Here is a 15,615-nt window from a genome sequence, read left to right as displayed (position 1 = left end):
CGCGGTGAGCCGTGGCGGCACGCGTGGGGGGGCACACCCGACGGGCGGGTGTGCCCCCCGCGCGCTCTCCGGCGTCGCTCAGCCGGCGGTGGTCTCCACCCGCACCAGCGCCATCGCCGTGTCCAGTGTGGCCTCCACCTCCTGCGGAGTGTCACCGACCGCGATGATGTGGCCGAGGCGGTCGTAGGCGTCCCTGGGCGGCCGGACCGCGCGGCCGGGCGTGCCGGTGGTGACGACGGCCACCACGCCGGGCACCCGTTCGGCGGCCGCGGTTCCCGTGATGGCCACCAGCCGGCCGACGTCCCCCGCGGTGAGGAAGCGCAGCCCCGCCTGGCGGGAACGAGCCGGCTCCAGGTACGTCGGCAGTCCGGTGGCAGCGCGGACCTGCTGTTCGAGGAGGTCGAGCCCGGTCGCGGCGCGGACGATCTCGGGGATCATGCCACCGGCGAGCCGCCCGTTGATCTCGATGACCACGGGTCCCACCGGGGTCAGCCGCATCTCGATGTGGGCGGGGCCGTGCTCGAACCCGACGGCCTTGAGCGCCTGCCGGGCGGCCTCCGCCAGTTCGGCCTGCCGCGCCGCTGGCAGACCTGCCGGAAAGAGGTGCCCGGTCTCCACGAAGTGGGGCAACGGGGTCATGGTCCGCCGGGTGACCCCCACGCACACGGCCTCGCCCCCGGTGCAGAACATCTCCACGCTGTACTCCGCACCGCCGACGAACTCCTCGACGAGCGCCTCTCCCGCGCTCTTCTGCCCGCGCACGTTCTCCGTGACGGCGAGGACGCGGGCGGCGTGCTCCACGGCGGTGGCCTCGTCCGGGCACCACCGCACGTCCTGTGAGCCGGATCCGTCGACCGGTTTGACGACACAGGGCACGCCGACACGCGCGACCGCCTCCGGGACCCCGGCGATGTCCGCGACGACGGCGTGTGCGGGCTGGGGCACACCCGCGTTCCGCAGGGCTGCCCTGGTCAGGGCCTTGTTCCGGCAGGCGGCCGCCGTCGCGGGAGCGTGGCCGGGCAGACCCAGCGAGCCGGCCAGGCGCGCCGTGTGCTCCAGATAGAAGTCGCTGGTCGTGGTGGCACCGGCGACGGTACGTCCGCCGGCGGCCCCGCGTACCGCGTCCAGCACGGCCGTGGGGTCTTCGGTGTCGCAGGTGACGGTGGGGCAGCCGGCGGTGCCGAACGCGGCGTAGCGGCCGGGGTCCGCCGTCAGGAGGACGGGTGCGAAGCCGAGCCGGGTCGCGGTGCGCAGAGCGAGCGTTCCCGTGCCGGTGGTGTTGGATTCCAGGAAGACCAGCACCGGACGGTCGTGGCGTGGGATGGACGCGTACGACCAACTGGTCACGGTCGTACCGAACGCCACCCGTGCGGGTGCCTGGGCGATCGGGCCGGACGGCTGGTGCCGGTAGACGCTATCGGCGTAGCGGTCGCCACGGTCAGGCATGATGCCGACCAGACGGGTGCCCGGTGCGGCACGGGCGGCCAGGTGGGACAGGACTCGGTAGACGGAGCCGGAGGTGTTGCCGGCGAAGATCTTCTGTTCCCGGGCGAGGCCGTGGGTGGCATCGAACGCCTCGTCGTCGGAGAGCCAGTGCACTTCGTCGATGAGCCGGTAGTCGATGTTGTCGGGGAACAGGCTGTTGCCGAGGCCGCTCTGCTTACGGGTCGCCATGTCGGGCTGGCCGAACAGGACGCTGCCGACACAGTCCACTCCGACGACCTTGAGGTCCGGGAGCCGCTCGAGGAGCGCGGCGGAGGTTCCGCACAGCGAACCACCGCTGCCGACGGAGCCGACCAGGACATCCACGGTCCCCAGGTCGTCCATGAGCTCTTCGGCGAGGGCGCGGTAGGCGGCGGGGTTGTCCGGGTTGCTGTACTGCCGCGGCCAGTAGGCGCCGGGCAGGTCCTGGACGAGCTCCGCGAGGCGTTCCAGCCGGGCGCTCTGCCATCCCTGGGACGTCATCGCCTCGACGATGTGGACCGTACAGCCCATCGCCGTCAGTTTGGCGAGGGTGACGGGGTCGATGCGGGGATCGCTGACGATGTGGACGGGATGGCCCAGGTAGGTGCCGACGAGGGCGATGCCGAGCGCCATGGTGCCCGAGGAACTCTCCACGATGGGCGCCCCGTCCGTCAGGGCACCCGTGCGGCGGGCCTGGAGGATCATGCGGCGGGCGACCCGGTCCTTCATCGCGTACGGGTTGTGCATTTCGAGCTTGGCGTAGACCTCCACGCCCTCCGGGACATCCATACGCAACCGGACGACCGGAGTGTTGCCGATGGCGTCGATGAGGGTGTCATGACGCATGCGTGCTCCCTGGGAAGGCGCCTGATGGGGTGGCGGATCGGTAGACGGACACGGTGCCGGGCAGCCGGGCACAGGCGGCCTTGACGGCGGCGAGCGTGTCGCGGTGGCCCGGGGCGGTGGCATCCAGCAGGACCCCGGCCATGGTGCCGCTGTGGGCGCACATCACTCCCAGGGCACCGAGGTCGTCGGCCATGCGGAGAAGAGCGTCGAGGTTGTGCTTGGGCAGCCATCGCTGGTTGAGCCGGGCGCTGCGGGTGGCGACGGCGCCGACGCCCTGGAGGTCGCTGTCGCGTACCGCCGCGGCGAGTTCGTCGACAAGGTGTGCGTACCCGGCTCTCAGCACGGGCGGGACCCGTCTGTCGCGCCGGTTGTAGGCCACCGTGTCGAGCCGGCCGCCCTCGTCGACCGCGACGACGGTGGTGGGCGGCAGGATTCCCAGGCGGGCGCGGAACCGGACGGCGCGGTGCTCGAACACGACGATCCCGGGGTGCATGACGCCGTCCGTGGGTTCGATGGGACGCAGCCAGTCCTCGACGGTGGCGGGCGAGGTGTCCAGACCGAGGACGGTACCCACGGCCCGGGCCGTCGCGACGAGGTCGGCGGACGAACTGGCGAGGCCCTTGCCGATGAGCAGATCGCTGTCGAGGACGAGGGATCCGCCGCCGTTCGCGCACCGGGCGTCGAGCATGCTCCGCGCCAGGCGGAGCGACTTGGTCTTGTGGGTGGGGTAGACCCGCAGCGGGCCGACCCGGTCGTACCGGAACCACGCACGGGTGCCGCGGGTGATGGGGAACGTGACCAGGAAGTCGGTGCCGTCGGGCAGGACGCCCTGGAGCAGTTCTCCGAAGGTGCCGCAGGCGGCGGCGGTGCCCTCGTTCAGGTCCACGCCCGCACGCCGGGCGACGAGTGCCGGTTCCGTCATGACGACCGCTGACCGAGGTCGGTGAGCAGGGTGCCGAGGCGGCCGGTGGCCTCTGCCCGACGGGCGGCACGCTCGGCCCAGGCGGAGCCGAGGACGTCGAGTTCGGTGTCCTGCCCGGCGAGCAGCTCTCGTACCCGGTCGGGGTGGGCGGAGCCCGCCGACCGCTTGGCGTGCAGTCCGCGGTCGACGTCGAAGGCCGCCGTGAGCAGGTCGCCGGCATCACCGATAGCACCCATGCCGTCGAGGTCATAGCCGGACTCGGCGGCACAGTCGCGCAGCAGCGCGGCGTCGGGCTCACCGGAGGTCAGGCCCTTGCGCACGGCGTGTCTGACGTACCGTCCGGCGATGATCTGGGCCGTGCGCCAGGGAATGCCCTGGTCGAGGGTGAGCCGGTTGGCGAGGGTGAATCCTCCCAGATGGTCCTCGGCACATGCGGCGCGCATGCGGTCGGCGCGGAAGGTGGCGCCGTCGACGACGGCGTGGGCCAGGCGCAGCACGGAGCGCATCGTGTCGACCTGGACCCGCAGCTGGCCGCCGGATTCCTTCGAGACCTCGACGGTGTTGGTGTACGGGGTGTTGCGCTGTCCGGAGGCGATGTCGGTGGCGCGGCCCACGACATGGGCACAGCGGCCGCGGATGCGTTCCAGGACGGGGAAGTTGCGCTTCTGCGGCATGGCGGCGGAGATGCCGGCCAGTTCGTCGGGCAGGTCCAGAAAGCCGAACCCGCTGCCGGCCCAGGTCATGAGGTCGGTGGTGAAGCGGCTGAGGACGACGGCGTAGTGAGCGAGGTCCCCCGCGATCAGGGTGGTCCAGGTGCGGGAGGCGACGGCCACCAGGGCGTGCGGCTGAGGACGTGCGAATCCGAGGAGATCGGCCATCCGGGCGCGGTCCCACGGCAGTTCCTGCCCGGCCATGGTGCCGGCGCCCAGGGGACAGGCATCGCATTCGTCGTAGGTGTGCAGCATGCGGCGCAGCGCGCCGATCGTCTCGGCGGCGAGCGCGGCGAGGTGGAAGCCGGGGCTGATGATCTGGGCGGCCTGGCCGTGGGTGTACCCCGGCATGGGGGTGTCGGTGTACCGACCGGCGAGGTCGAGGACCGCCCGTGCGAACGCGGTCAGGTCCTCCGCGACGGCCGCGAGGTCCTCGCGGGCGGCCATCAGCTGGGCGCATGCCTGGAGGTCGTTGCGGCTGCGGTCGACGTGCCAGGCGGGGAAGGGAGGGGTGTCACCGGTCTGGACGTGCCGTTCCACCGCGAAGGAGATATCGGACATGTTCTGTTCGGGGTCGGCGCGTACGGCGTCCGGACCCAGGGTGTCGAGCCGGGTGCCGAGGGCGGCCGCGTCCACGGCGCCGACCAGGTCCATGCGGACGTATTCCAGAAGGAGGACCTTCTCGATGGCGAGGTAGTGGCCGAGGAGATGTTTCACCTCGTAGGTGAACTGCGGTGCGAGCACTTCCGTGTGCCAGACGTCGTGGGGGATGCCGTCGATCCGGCCGGTCACTGCCATACCGTCCTCCCGGGGCACATGCGCTGCAATACGGTGGCGAGTCCGGCCACTGTCGGGTCGGCGAAAAAGGCCCGAAGCGTCGCCTCGGGGTCGTACGGGGCGATGCGGGACAACAGGCGCAGGGCCTGGAGCGAGTGGCCCCCGAGGCCGAAGAAGTCCTGGTGGACGTCGACGACCTCCACGTCCAGGAGATCCCCCCACACCGCGGCCACGTACTTCTCGGCCGGTGTCCGGGGGGCGGCCGCGGCAGGCCGTCCGGCCGGGGGGCGCGCCTTCGTCGCGGAGCGGCGGAGGCCGAGGACGGCTCCCAGCCCGGACAGCCGCATGCCCGGGGTGTCCAGTGCGGCGGGGAGCAGGCGCAGGTAGTCGGACAGCAGTGTCCGGGCGGTGGGACGGTCGAACAGGGCCACGTCGTAGACGATCCGGAGGGTGTCGTCGGTGATGTCCAGCAGCAGATCCTCCTCGCAGGAGGACACGGGCGCTCCCAGATCGCCCGCGGGAGCGTGGTTGAAGGCGAGTTGGTACAGGGGCGGGACTCCGGGCAGGCGCGGAGCGGGCAGCAGTTCGACGAGGGTCTGGAACGGAATGTCGTATCGCTCGTCGGCGCTGAGGGCGGCGTCCAGCCGGCGGACGAGCACCGTGATGTCGGGGTCGCCGGTGGCGTCGACGCGCAGGACACGCATGTTGACCAGGGTGCCGACCATGGGCAGTGTCTCGGCCTCGGCGCGCCCGGCCACGGGCAGGCCGAGGCTGATGTCCACGGCGCCGGAGTGGTGGTGCAGCAGGGCGGTGTACGCGGCGAGGAGCAGCACCACGGGGCGGGTGCCGTGGTGGCGTGCACCGGCGTTGATGGCGGCGAGGACACCGGCAGGCAGCGGGGCGCGCACCTCGGCACCGCGGAAAGTGCGAGTCGGGGGCCGGGGCCGGTCAAGCGGCAATGTGTGGACCGGTGGCAGCCCGGCGAGGCGGGAGCGCCAATGAGCGGCGAGCTCCGCGCGCCGGGCGGACGTGAGACGAGCGCGCTCGCGCCTGGCGTGATCGCTGTAGGTGCGCGGCAGGTGCGGGAGTTTGGGCTCACGCCCCTCCTCCACGGCGGCACAGATCTCGATGAGCTCGGCGTGCGCGTTGAAGCGGGAGGCGCTGTCGTAGACGGTGTGGTGGGCGGCGAGGATCACCGACCACGCCCCCTCCCCCAGCCCGAGGATCGCCGCCCGCCACAGCGGCGGCCGCTCCAGGTCGAACGGCCGGCGTGCCAGCGCGGCGCGCAGGGAGTCTCTCGCCTCCTCCTGTTCGGTGCGGTCGAGTCCGGTCAAGTCGACCCATTCGACGGGCAGTTCCACTCGAGGGCGCACATCCTGGGTCACCTGCCCGTCGAGGACGCGGAGTCCTGTGCGCAGCGGCTCGTGGCGTGCCGTCAGGAGGGCGAGGGCTTCGCGGATGTCGGACGCGGCGATGTCCGCGTGCAGGGGGAACTCCTCGACCACGCAGTACGTCGGTGGATCGTGGGTGAGCCGGGACGCGAACCAGGCACGCTCCTGGGCGTAGGAGGCCGGCGGCGGCCGGTCTTCGCCGGGGGCGGATCGGCCGCCACCGGTGACCACCGGCTCGCGTCCCGTCATCGGCGGCGCTCCGCGGTGCGGCGCTCCGGCACGGGCGCGAGGTCGTGCGGACCCGGCCTGGCGAGGTTCTCCGCGCGTGGCCGCTCGGCCCCGGTCCTGAACGAGGGCTGGTGGCCGAGCCGTCGGACGCCCTCGCGCGGCAGGTCGGTGGTGAGGCCGCCGAGGGCCGCGGCCGTGTCGGCGGCGAGGACGCCGCCGCTGTCGGGCGCGGCGTGGGCCGACAGACCGGGGCCGGCGAGGGCGGGGGTGCCGGCGGCCTGGGCCTCGTGGCCGGCCGCGGACAGCGACCGGGCCAGCGGGACCATCGGCAGCGGGTGAGAGCGGTCAGCCCGCGTCACGGATCGAACGCGCACGGTCGTCCTCCTTTCCTCGGGCGCCGGGCCCCCGGGCGCCGGGGCGGGGGCGTTCCGCCGCGCGCAGGGCGGTACCGACGATCTCCGCGATCCGCGGCTCATGTTCGCCGAGGAAGAAGTGGCCACCGTTGAAGACCCGGAGGTCGAAGGCGCCCGTGGTGTGGTCGCGCCAGTCCTCGGCGTCGGCGATCCCGACATGGTCGTCGCCGTCCCCGGTGAGCGCGACGATGTCGCAGTGCACGACGGCTCCGGGTCCGGCGTCATAGGTCTCGGCGGCCGTGTAGTCCGCGCGCAGCGACGGCAGGGCCAGCTCGACCAGGTCGGGGTCGTCGAGGACGAGGGCGTCCGTGCCCGCCAGCCGCCGCACCTCGGCGATCAGGCCGTCGTCGTCGAGGAAGCGGATCCCGCGGTCGGTGCCGCACGGTGGGGCGCCACGGCCGGAGAGGAACAGGGTGTGGGGCGCGCGGGCGCCCTCGCGCCGGCGGAGAAGTGCCAGTTCGAAGGCGACAGCGGCACCCATGCTGTGGCCGAACAGGGCGAAGGGCCGCCCCGCCACCAGTCGTTCCAGGTCCGCCGCGACCCCACGGGCGAGGTCCCGCACACTGTCCAGGCACGGTTCGTGCAGCCGGTCCTGGCGCCCCGGGTACTGCACGGCGAGGACGTCGGCGCTCGCGGAGAGACGCCCCGACAGGGAGAAGTAGCTGCTCGCGGATCCTCCCGCGTGCGGCAGGCAGACCAGAGCGACCTCGGCGTCCGGACGCGGGTGGAATCTGCGGAACCACGGACTGGCGGGGGTGACGGGCGGTGCCATGGCGGGGTCGGTGTCCCTTCGGCTTGTCGGTGCTGGCCGTGATGCGGCGGGTGCGCGTGGTTGTCCGGCTGGTATCCCCTCGTCACAGGCGCTCAGGGCGAATGCGTCCAGGGCGGTCCACGCCAGGACGAGGACGCCGAGGCGCGATCACGCCGGACGACGTCCTCGGGGGCCTCCGCCACGCCCCGCTCCACGCACGCGCGGGGCCGCGCCCTCGCCCCCACCGGCTCGCGACAGCCCGCGGCGGGTCCACTCGCGGCGGCCGTCGACACGGCCGGTCCGGATCTGCTCCTGATACCGCGTCAGCGGATGCTCGTCCATACGTCGCGGCCCCTTTCCGTGCGACGGCCTGGTACGTGGGACACCGGCCGTTCCTGGGTCAGGTGAGGTAGTCCTCGGGTCCGCCGTCGCGGACGGTGTCGAGGGTGAAGCAGTGGAAGCCGCCGCCGAACAGCCGCCGGTGCCGATGGCGTACCGGGACGACGGTGAACTTCGCGTCCTCCAGGGTCCGGACCAGTTCCGGGCTGGCCTCGTTGACCAGGACCGTCTCCGAGTCGACGGACAGCACGTTGAGGTCGATGAAGGGGCTGGTCAGGATGAGCGCGTCGGCCTCGTACCGGGGGAAGTTGTTCTGCCGGGGTGTGGGGGCGACGATCCGGTCCCAGCGGCGCAGCGCGGGCGGCAGCGCGTCGGCCACCGCGTCGGAGCGGACCAGCAGCAGACCGGGGCGCAGGGCCAGCACCATGCTGTCGATATGGCTGTCGCTCAGCTTGTGCACCCGGTGGACGCGGAAGCGTCCTTCGAGGTGGCGCTCCAACCAGGTGACGGCGAGCGCGTGGTGCTCGGTGGAGACGTTGGCGACGATGTCCCGCCCGAGCCGGAGGCACTGGGCCGCGTCGAACATCATCTCCACCCCCACGTCCCAGGGTGAGGGCCGCGGGTCCTCGACGGGCTCGGTGGGCCCGCCGGCAGTCGCGGTGCCCGCGTACGACAGGTCGAAGGAGGCATCGGTCATGAGCGGGCGCGGCATAACGGTCCAGCGGGCGCCGCGGCGGAAGTAGTCCTGGAAGAGCGGCTTGAGGAGTTGTGTCTCGAAGTAGCGGGAGCGGATCATCGGTGAGGTCTCGATGATCTCGTCGCCGACGATGAGCGTGTTGTCGCGGACGTTCAGCGGCGGGACGACGGACGCGGACCAGGCGGGGGTCGTGACCTCCGCGGTGTCCGCGGGCAGCGTGAGCGGCCGGTGGACGGTGACGCCGAGGGAGCGCAGGGTGTCGGCGAGCCCTTCCAGGTCCTCGTTCAGCTCGTCCACGTACCGTCGGGCCACCGGCGTGTGCCACCGGCCGGATTCGCCACGGCGGGCGGTCAGCCGAGGGTAGTACCACTCGGACCGTCCGGATCCCCGCTGTTCGGCATTGTCGTGCATGAGATTGTCGTGGAAGAAAAGGTCGAAGGAGAGTTCCCGCTCGTGGGAGACATAGTTCTCCGCGGATCCGACGACCACTTCCCGCAAGGGCGACCATTCGTCAAAGCTGTTCAAACGCACGCAGGGCACCGCCTACTCATCGGGGTATCCCCGATACTCCGGGAGAGCGCGGGCCCACCGCACCAGTACTCACCGCAGTTACGGACCTGGATGAGTCTCCGCCCCGGCTTTTCCTGGTATGAAGCCGAAGGGCTTTGCGAAAACCACCACCATGCGGAGGGTCATGAAGAACGAGCATGAAGACGACCCGGTTCTCGACCGGTTCCATTTCCTCGTCAACGCACCCGCACTGTTCAATGCCGTCACCACCGCCGCCGAACTGCGCGTCTTCTCCTTCCTGTCCGGGAAACCGGGGGCCCAGGCGGAGGAGATCCGCGCTTTCAGCGGGCTGCCCGCCCATCAGCTGCGCGTCCTGCTACAGGCGGTGTGCACGACCGGGCTGCTGGAACGCAGGGACGGCGGCTACCACAATTCCGCCGTCGCCGAGGAGTTGCTGGCCCCGGACGGGCCGGACAGCTGGCGCCACATCCTGACCGGCTGGAAGGAGGTGTACTATCCGGCGTTCGCCCATATGACGCAGGCGTTGCGGGCCGGCACCAACACCGCGCTGCACATCCACCCCGGCGACGAGCCGACCCTCTACGAGCGGCTTGCGCACAATCCACCGCTGGAGGAGGTCTTCCACCGGGCGATGACCGCGTTCACGCTCCGCTCGGTGGACGCGCTGATCGAGCAACCCGTGTTCGGGGACGTCCGGCACGTCCTGGACGTGGGTGGTGGCGACGGCAGCACGTCGGCGCGGCTGGTCGCGCGCCATCCGGGGATGCGGTCGACGGTGTTCGACATGCCGAGCGTGTCGCGACTCGCGGACGGCGCACAGGACGCCGGACATTCCGCCGGGCGACCGGACCGGGTGGACCTCCTCGCGGGCGACATCTTCACCGACCCGTTCCCGGACGGTCCGGACGCGGTGCTGTTCAGCCATGTCCTGGAGATCTTCGACGAGGAGGGCATCATGCACCTGCTGGGCAAGGCGTACGCGTCGCTGCCGCCGGGCGGGAAGGTGCTGCTCTACGGCTACAACGTCTCCGACGACGAGACGGAAGGGATCTTCGGCGCCCGGCTTGGGCTCTACTTCAACGTGCTCGCCAGCGGCCGGGGCATGGCCTACCCGGCCCGGGACTACGAACGGTGGCTCGGCCGGGCCGGGTTCGAGGAGGTCAGGACGGTCGGCGGGCTGCCGTACGAGCACGGGCTGAGCCTGGGCGTCAAGCGTTGACAGACGCAGACCGCAGGATGGCCATGGCACCCGCCTTGTCGGAGCCGGCCGCCCCCGTCTGACGAAGCGACGGCCGGCCGCCGGGGCCCGATCGTCGGCACTCGGTCGCCGGTCGCCGGTCGTCGGGTCATCAGCGCCAGTCTCGGCGCCGTGCGGTCGTCCTCCCGCTCGCCGCGCGGCGGAGGGACCGCCGTACGGCCGTAACTGTGGTGATTGTGGATGTTTCCCCACGACGACGACGGCAGGTTGGGGCGGTATCCGCCGCCTCTCGTTCTCATTTGAGGAGTGCCGTCATATGAGTGGCCAAGACCCGATCCTGAAGAAATGTCGCCCCGTGCCGCCTCCGGCCACCTGTGACGGTGGCGCAGGGGTGCCGAGCGACGTCCTCCCACGGGTCGGGGGGCGATGATGACGGAAGCACCGCGCCGGTATCGTTCGCCGCAACAAGACAGTGCCCGCTGGGACGACTTCCCGGTGCGCGCCGGTGACATCGTTATCAGCAGCCCGGCGAAGTCGGGTACGACGTGGGTGCAGATGATCTGTGCGCTGCTCATCTTTCAGACGCCTGATCTCCCGAAGCCGCTGTCAGCCCTGTCACCGTGGCTGGACCAAGCGTTCACCCCGCGGGAGAAGGTGTACGCGGAACTCGCCGAGCAGGAACACCGCCGCTTCATCAAGACGCACGTCCCGCTCGACGGTCTACCGCTCGACCCGCGCGTCAACTACCTTGTGGTCGCCCGGCACCCTCTCGACCGGGCACTGTCGCTGTACCACCAGGCCGCCGGCACCCGCGCCGAGTGGCTGCACGCCTTCCAGGACCACCCGGACGCACAGTCCTCCAGCCCCTCCTCGCTCACGCTTCCGCCGCCGCGCGAGTGGCTGCTGAAGTGGTGTCAGCCCGATCCGGCCGACGGCTGGGAACAGGACGTGGCCGCTGCCGAGCTCCACCATCCCCTCGACGCCTGGAAACGGCGGGCGCAGCCGAACGTCAGGCTCCTGCACTACGACGATCTGTGCACCGACCTCGCGGGCCAAATGGCCGCGCTGGCCGAGTGGTTGGGCATCACGGTGGACGAGGCGGTCCGGCCCGAGCTGGTGAAGGCCGCGACGTTCGACGAGATGAAGGCCCGCGCGGAGTGGCTGGCGCCGGACACGGAAATCCTCACGGATCCGGTGGAATTCTTCCGCGAAGGACGCTCGGGCGCCGGCCGCGAGCTCCTGACCGAGGACGACCTGGAGGCGTACCGGAAGCGGGTCGCACCCCTCGCTCCGCGGCCGTTCCTGGACTGGCTGCACCGCGATCCGCCCGCCGACGGCGGCGGAGCGAGCGCACTCGGATGACCTCCGGCGGCGGGCCTCAGCCGCTGCCCATGATCCCGCTGGACCGGTTCCAGCAGGTCGGCTCGGCACCCGGTCCGCGCTCCCACCGGGTGCCGGGGGCCGAGCCACCGCACCGCCACCGCCCTCCCTCGTACCTCGGCTCCCCTACAGATGAAGGAGACACCTCTGTGACGCAGTCCGCATCCCGGCAGCCCACCACCACCGCTCCGGCCGTCGCTTCCGCTTCCGGCGACGGCCTCGACATCCGCCTCGTCTCCGGCGCCCTCGGCGCCGAGGTCCGCGGAATCGATCTGAACGAGGTCACGGACGCGCAGTTCGACCGGATCCACGCGCTCATGCTCGAACACCTCGTGCTGTTCTTCCCGGACCAGCAGAACCTGACCCCGAAGGCGCACGTGGCGCTGGGCAGGCGCTTCGGCGACGTCAAGGTCCACCCGAACCTGCCCAGGCTGGAGGATTACCCCGAGGTCACGCTGATCGAGCCCGACAAGGGTGGGAAGGCCGACGAGTGGCACATCGACGTCAGCTTCAGTCCCAATCCGCCCATCGCCGCGATCCTGCACCTGATCACCTGTCCGCCATCGGGCGGCGACACCATGTGGAGCAACCAGTACCTCGCGTACGAGACTCTGTCCCCGACGTTCCAGGAGATGCTCGAGGGCCTCACCGCCGTCCACGTGCTGAAGGTACCGCCGGTCGTCGAGATGTCCGCCGAGCACCCCGTCGTGCGGGTCCACCCGGTAACCGGGCGCCGGTCGCTCTATGTCACCCGGATGTGGACCTCGCACATCCCGCAGCTGTCCCGGCACGAGAGCGACGCCGTGCTCCAGCACCTGTTCGAACACTCCGAGCAGCCGCGCTTCACCTGCCGGCATCGCTGGGACCCGCACACCGTGGCACTCTGGGACAACCGGGCCACCCAGCACGTCGCCATCAACGACTACCAGGAATACCGCCGCGGCCAGCGCGTCGTCGTCTCCGGGGACCTGCCCACGAGCGACACCCCGCGCAAGCCCGACTATGAGCAGATCGGCGACGAACGGTACTACCCGCGCCGCATCAACGCCCGCGTCGGCTACTGAGCGCTCCGCCGGAAGTACCCTGACCTGCCGCCGATCGTCCGCGGCACCGTCGTGGCCGGTCACGCGTCCCAGGTGACCGGGAGACTCTTCACTCCATAGACGTCCGCGATCTCCGCCTCCGGGCGGAGGGGGACCTCTTCGGCCGGTATGGCAAGGCGCAGTGTGGGGAAGCGGTCGAGGAGCGCGGGGAAGGCGACACGCATCTCCACGCGGGCCAGTTGCTGGCCCAGGCACTGGTGGACACCATGGCCGAAGGCCAGGTGCCCGCCGTCCTGCCGGTGAAGGTCGAGCACATGGGGGTCGGGGAAGCGCTCGGGGTCGCGGTTGGCGGTGTTGTACGACAGGATCACCGGCGAGCCGGCCTTGATGGTCCGGCCTCCGAGCTCGACGTCCTCCAGCGCGGTCCGCATGAACGTCTTGCCGACGCTCAGATACCGCAACAGCTCCTCCACGGCCCGGTCGATGAGCGTGGGGTCGGCGCGCAGCGCGGCCAGCTGATCCGGGTTGCGCAGCAGCGCGAAGGTGCCGAGCGCCAGCATATGCATGGTGGTGTCGAGCCCGGCCGCCAGCAGAAACAGGGCCATGCCCTTCAGCTCCTCATCGTCCAGATCGCTGTCGGTGAGGTCGCTGAGCACATCGTCGGTGGGGTGCGCGCGCTTGGCGGCCACCAACTCCGCGAGGTGGTTCCGAGTCGCCGTATAGGCCGCCATCACATCCTCGCCGTCGGCCTCCACGTCCCTGAACGCGTCGATCTGCTCCCGGAAGGAGTCCCGGTCCCGGTGCTCCACCCCCAGCAGCTCACACATCATGATGGCGGGGATGGGCTTGGCGAACGCGGTCACCAGGTCCGTCGGAGGCCCGGCCTTCTCCATGGCGTCCAGGTGGTCGGCGGTGATCTGCTCGACCCGCTCGGTGAGCAGTCGCATCCGCCGTACGGTGAACTTCCCCATCAGCGGTTTCCGATAACGGCTGTGCCGGGGGTCGTCCATGAAGAGGAACTCGCCGGGCGGCGCCGGGGAGACCTCGGCGTCCGTGTAGTCGATGGTCGGGTGGAGCATGAGCTCCTGGCGTGAGCTGAACCTCGAATCGGCCAGGACCGACTTGATCAGGTCGTATCCGGTGAGCAGCCAGCCGGGTTTTCCACCGGGGAAGATATAGCGGCTGATGGGGCCGTGCCGTCGGGCGTCGAGCAGCTCCGCCGGCGGGTCGAAGGGGCGGCCGGGCTGCCGCGCCGTCGGCATCGTGGTGACGGTGTGCGGGCATTCATCCATGGCCAAACCTCATCTCGCGACGGCATCTACGTGACGATGCTCGAAAGCTACTCGCATGCTGAATACGGGCCCGCCCACGTGCAGGCCGTCCCGGGGTCGCTCCGGATCCGCCGACCGCACCCGGTCCGGGCCGGACCGGGTGCCCCCGTCGGCCGGCGAACGCGTCACACCGTCGAGGACGTCACGCTCTTCTCCCAGTGCATGCCGTCCTGGCTGACGACCAGGCCGTCCGCGGTGAGCGGGGTGTCGTCGACCGCCTCGCCGAAAGCCGCCTGGAGCTGGATGCGGTGACCCTCGTGGTGGACGGCCCGGGACTGGTCGAGAAGGTCCTTCTTGCGCTTGTCGCGGTAGGACTCGGAGGTCAGCGCCGCCTCGTCCGAGGCGCCGCCGCCGACCAGCCCGACGAACGCCCCGGCGCCGGGCGCGGTGTCCCGGGTGACGCGCCTGGCCACCTCGAAGTACTGCTGCTCATCGCGGTTGACGTCGTAGAAGTTGACGAGGAAGTCGTGGAACGACTGGTACTCCTTGCGGTACCGGGCCTCGTACTCCGCGAAGCACTCGCGCTCCCCCAGGTCGCCGCGGAGCGCGGTGTTGAGGGAGCGGGCGGCCAGCAGGGCACTGTAGGTCGCCATATGGACGCCGGAGGAGAACAGCGGGTCGATGAAGCCCACGGAGTCGCCGACGAGGGCCATGCCCGGCTGCCAGAAGGTGTCGTGGAGGTAGGACCAGTCCTTGCGGACGCGGACCTCGCCGTACCGGCCGCTGGTCACCCGCCGGGCGTCGGAGAGGTAGTCGGCGATCAGCGGGCAGTCCGCGATCAGCGCGGAAAGGGCCTCGGCCCGGTCGCCGCGCACCTGGTCCGCGCACTCCTTGCGGACCACGGCGCCGACCGAGGTGAGGGTGTCGCTCAGCGGGATGTACCAGAACCAGCCCGAGGGGAAGGCCACACAGGTGATGTTCCCGCTGTTGGGCGAGGGCAGCCGCCGGCCGCCCTCGAAGTAGCCGAACAGCGCGATGTTCTGGAAGAAGTCCGAGTAGCGGCGCTGTCCGCCGATGTAGCGCTGAAGCCGGCTCTGGTTGCCGGTGGCGTCCACCACGAACTGGGCGTGCACCTCGCGCTCGGCACCGTCCGGGTCGGTGTACCGGACACCGCGGACCCGGCCGTCGTCCTCCAGGACGTCGCGCACCGCACACCGTTCGCGCACCTCGACGCCCTTGCGGCGGGCGTTGTCGAGGAGCAGCTGGTCGAACTTCGCGCGTTCGACCTGGTAGGCGTAGGAGGTCGGACCGGCGAACTTCTCGGAGAGCGCGAAGTCGAAGGACCAGGGCTCGGAGTTGGAGCCCCAGCGGAAGGTGCCGCCGCGCTTGCGCACGAACCCGGCGCTCTCCAGTTCCTCCGTGACGCCGAGCAGACCGCAGATCCCGTGCACCGTGGACGGCAGCAGGGACTCGCCGATCTGGTACCGGGGAAACTCCTCCTTCTCCAGCAGCAGGACCCGGTGGCCCTGCATGGCCGCGAACGCCGCCACGGACGAACCGGCGGGGCCACCCCCGGCGACCATGACGTCATAGACCTTGCCGTCGGTGGGATGTGTCATGAGGGATGGACCTTCCGCGCGCAGGGAACCCGGTC

Annotated in this window: 12 protein-coding genes; 3 read left to right on the top strand and 9 right to left on the bottom strand. The window is 71.0% G+C overall.

The window, feature by feature from the left end; genetic code table 11:
* Positions 1-78: 78 nt before the first annotated feature.
* From AB0E24_RS41715 to AB0E24_RS41685, 7 genes are all read right to left on the bottom strand, one after another.
* Complete coding sequence (locus tag AB0E24_RS41715; protein ID WP_206334270.1) at positions 79-2,310, bottom strand: pyridoxal-phosphate dependent enzyme; 2,232 nt, start codon at positions 2,308-2,310, stop codon at positions 79-81.
* Positions 2,300-3,232, bottom strand: a complete 933-nt coding sequence (locus AB0E24_RS41710; RefSeq protein ID WP_099016246.1) for a GHMP family kinase ATP-binding protein — start codon at positions 3,230-3,232, stop codon at positions 2,300-2,302. The genes AB0E24_RS41715 and AB0E24_RS41710 overlap by 11 nt, the downstream gene beginning before the upstream one ends.
* Positions 3,229-4,740, bottom strand: coding sequence for an argininosuccinate lyase (locus AB0E24_RS41705; RefSeq protein ID WP_359384957.1), 1,512 nt, complete (start codon positions 4,738-4,740; stop codon positions 3,229-3,231). Before AB0E24_RS41705 ends, AB0E24_RS41710 begins: the two co-directional genes overlap by 4 nt.
* Positions 4,731-6,359: a condensation domain-containing protein gene (locus AB0E24_RS41700; RefSeq protein WP_359384955.1), complete on the bottom strand. Its 1,629-nt coding sequence runs from the start codon at positions 6,357-6,359 to the stop codon at positions 4,731-4,733. The genes AB0E24_RS41705 and AB0E24_RS41700 overlap by 10 nt, the downstream gene beginning before the upstream one ends.
* Positions 6,356-6,712 carry a hypothetical protein gene (locus tag AB0E24_RS41695; protein WP_359384953.1) on the bottom strand — a complete coding sequence of 119 codons (357 nt, stop codon included), beginning with the start codon at positions 6,710-6,712 and terminating at the stop codon, positions 6,356-6,358. Before AB0E24_RS41695 ends, AB0E24_RS41700 begins: the two co-directional genes overlap by 4 nt.
* The gene (locus AB0E24_RS41690) at positions 6,684-7,523 is read right to left on the bottom strand and encodes a thioesterase II family protein (RefSeq protein ID WP_359384951.1); all 840 of its coding nucleotides are present in this window, start codon (positions 7,521-7,523) and stop codon (positions 6,684-6,686) included. Before AB0E24_RS41690 ends, AB0E24_RS41695 begins: the two co-directional genes overlap by 29 nt.
* Before the next feature lie 379 nt (positions 7,524-7,902).
* Positions 7,903-9,069, bottom strand: coding sequence for a glycine amidinotransferase (locus AB0E24_RS41685; RefSeq protein WP_069868567.1), 1,167 nt, complete (start codon positions 9,067-9,069; stop codon positions 7,903-7,905).
* Positions 9,070-9,232: 163 nt separating this feature from the next.
* Between AB0E24_RS41685 and AB0E24_RS41680 the strand changes: the two genes are divergently transcribed.
* From AB0E24_RS41680 to AB0E24_RS41670, 3 genes are all read left to right on the top strand, one after another.
* Positions 9,233-10,288, top strand: a complete 1,056-nt coding sequence (locus AB0E24_RS41680; protein ID WP_359384948.1) for a methyltransferase — start codon at positions 9,233-9,235, stop codon at positions 10,286-10,288.
* A gap of 474 nt (positions 10,289-10,762) precedes the next feature.
* Positions 10,763-11,629 carry a sulfotransferase domain-containing protein gene (locus tag AB0E24_RS41675; RefSeq protein ID WP_251772007.1) on the top strand — a complete coding sequence of 289 codons (867 nt, stop codon included), beginning with the start codon at positions 10,763-10,765 and terminating at the stop codon, positions 11,627-11,629.
* 167 nt (positions 11,630-11,796) lie between these two features.
* Complete coding sequence (locus AB0E24_RS41670; protein WP_359384945.1) at positions 11,797-12,711, top strand: TauD/TfdA dioxygenase family protein; 915 nt, start codon at positions 11,797-11,799, stop codon at positions 12,709-12,711.
* 59 nt (positions 12,712-12,770) lie between these two features.
* Here AB0E24_RS41670 and AB0E24_RS41665 read toward each other — a convergent pair whose 3' ends face one another.
* A complete protein-coding gene (locus tag AB0E24_RS41665; RefSeq protein WP_359384943.1) occupies positions 12,771-13,982 on the bottom strand; it encodes a cytochrome P450 in 1,212 nt (403 codons plus the stop codon).
* A gap of 164 nt (positions 13,983-14,146) precedes the next feature.
* Positions 14,147-15,580, bottom strand: a complete 1,434-nt coding sequence (locus AB0E24_RS41660) for an FAD-dependent oxidoreductase (protein WP_359384941.1) — start codon at positions 15,578-15,580, stop codon at positions 14,147-14,149.
* Positions 15,581-15,615 lie beyond the last annotated feature (35 nt).

It is taken from the genome of Streptomyces malaysiensis subsp. malaysiensis (assembly GCF_040653035.1).
Taxonomy (GTDB): Bacteria; Actinomycetota; Actinomycetes; order Streptomycetales; family Streptomycetaceae; genus Streptomyces; species Streptomyces malaysiensis.
Note: the sequence above shows the minus strand (reverse complement) of the source record. Positions and strands in the feature narration are given on the sequence as shown.

What these genes read in the sequence shown, in the direction of transcription:
- AB0E24_RS41660 (WP_359384941.1), bottom strand. Translation starts at nt 15,580, where the DNA reads ATGACACATCCCACCGACGGCAAGGTCTATGACGTCATGGTCGCCGGG.
- AB0E24_RS41665 (WP_359384943.1), bottom strand. Translation starts at nt 13,982, where the DNA reads ATGGATGAATGCCCGCACACCGTCACCACGATGCCGACGGCGCGGCAG.
- AB0E24_RS41680 (WP_359384948.1), top strand. Translation starts at nt 9,233, where the DNA reads ATGAAGAACGAGCATGAAGACGACCCGGTTCTCGACCGGTTCCATTTC.
- AB0E24_RS41700 (WP_359384955.1), bottom strand. Translation starts at nt 6,359, where the DNA reads ATGACGGGACGCGAGCCGGTGGTCACCGGTGGCGGCCGATCCGCCCCC.
- AB0E24_RS41715 (WP_206334270.1), bottom strand. Translation starts at nt 2,310, where the DNA reads ATGCGTCATGACACCCTCATCGACGCCATCGGCAACACTCCGGTCGTC.
- AB0E24_RS41710 (WP_099016246.1), bottom strand. Translation starts at nt 3,232, where the DNA reads ATGACGGAACCGGCACTCGTCGCCCGGCGTGCGGGCGTGGACCTGAAC.
- AB0E24_RS41705 (WP_359384957.1), bottom strand. Translation starts at nt 4,740, where the DNA reads ATGGCAGTGACCGGCCGGATCGACGGCATCCCCCACGACGTCTGGCAC.
- AB0E24_RS41690 (WP_359384951.1), bottom strand. Translation starts at nt 7,523, where the DNA reads ATGGCACCGCCCGTCACCCCCGCCAGTCCGTGGTTCCGCAGATTCCAC.